2 protein-coding genes are annotated in these 1,527 nt (G+C 40.7%); both read left to right on the top strand.

The features are described from left to right. A partial coding sequence (locus tag UA76_RS07365; protein WP_238322210.1) for a GNAT family N-acetyltransferase occupies positions 1-480 on the top strand: 480 nt, incomplete at its 5' end. A 536-nt stretch (positions 481-1,016) separates the two neighbouring features. Then, positions 1,017-1,527 (top strand): GNAT family N-acetyltransferase (locus tag UA76_RS07360; RefSeq protein WP_047044474.1); only part of this gene is annotated, 511 nt, incomplete at its 3' end.

The following is a 1,527-nucleotide window of genomic DNA, read 5'->3' as shown; positions in this document are numbered from 1 at the left end:
ATGCTTTACGGAAATCGAAAAATGAGTACTCAAATCAAATACATCAAGGTTGATCAGTTAGAACATCTAAACGCCCTAGAGACTCTATTTCGAGAGTACTCTTCGGATGTCTCAGCATCTATAGAATCAACGATTGTGAAACAGTTATTCAAGCTTCCATATTTTCACGGCTTTCTGTGTGTGCATGACAATGAAGCAGTAGGTTTTGCTGTTTGTTTTGAGTCATTCTCAACATACCGAGCTAGAAAAGTGCTGAATATCCATGATTTTATGATCTCAAGTAATGCTAGAGGGCTGGGTTTAGGTAGGTTATTACTAAGTGGCATCGAAAACTACTGCCGAGAAAATGACTATCTAAAAATCACGCTAGAAGTCGACGAAGAGAATGTGGTTGCTAAAAAACTCTATAATTCATTGGGTTATGAAGATTTTCAAGTGATGCTAAAGGGCTTAAATCACTGGCAAAAGTACCTTGTTTAGCACGCATATAACAAACAATTTAAGAGGGATTCCCCACGCTTGGCATTTTTGGTTTAGGTCTAGTTCAGTGTTTAAGGCGCTAAAATTGAGTGCCGTGGTAGCGTGGCTCACCCCTTAATTGGGCGTTATGTTCTATCAATAAAATCAGTGTATTACCATATAGCCTAACCCTCACCCCCTTCCCTTTTCGGCAATTTGAGTTCGCTAAAGGCTATAGTTGGACAACTCTTCTTTGGCGATTTTAGTTCTCCATTATTGCCTCAATTGAAGCCTAAGTGGGTGCTTAAATATCGGTAGTGGCATTAAAAATCAGCGCACTTGGTGGTCACGCTAGTGAGTACTGTGATGACACTCTTAAAACTCAATAGGTATCGCTGCTTCGTGCCAAACAAGTCTGCTGCTTGTGGTAAAACATAACAAGTTGTTCAACAGGGACAAAAAACGTATGCCATTTTTCGCTTCGCTACAAAGTATGGCACACTGGTTTTTTGCCCGTTAACAAGGCGTTATGATTTTTATCGAGATGGGGAGTTTATATGGCAATAGCATTTGAAAGTCAGAGGCTGACAGTAGTAGAAGTTGCTGAAGGACTTGATTTGTCGAAACACTCATTTTTGCTAGAGCGGATTCCTCAAATTCTCACGCCAGCAGTTGTAGAAAATCTTCCTCCATATTTCCACGAGATAGGTTCTAGTGAACAAGCCAGAATCTGGCTTGAGCGAATGTTGTCAGAAAGCCGCTTACTTCAAGTGGAAACCGAGGAGCACGATCTAATAGGTTTCTTGTTCGCTTATGTGGAAAATAACGAATCTGCCCATATCGGTTATTTGCTTGCTGAAGAATACTGGGGGCGAGGATTAGCTAGTGAATTACTTCAAGGCTTCATTAATGAAGTCGAGCAATCTGAATCATGGTTAAAACTCATAGGTGGTGTTGACCAATCTAATATTGCTTCAGCGAAACTGCTCAAGAAGCTAGGTTTTATAGAGCAACCTGCTAATGACAGTGGTGTGGTTTTCTATGAATATACGATTCCCCGGCCACAAT

The sequence above is a fragment of the Vibrio mexicanus genome, from assembly GCF_001012815.1.
Lineage (GTDB): Bacteria > Pseudomonadota > Gammaproteobacteria > Enterobacterales > Vibrionaceae > Vibrio > Vibrio mexicanus.
Note: the sequence above shows the minus strand (reverse complement) of the source record. Positions and strands in the feature narration are given on the sequence as shown.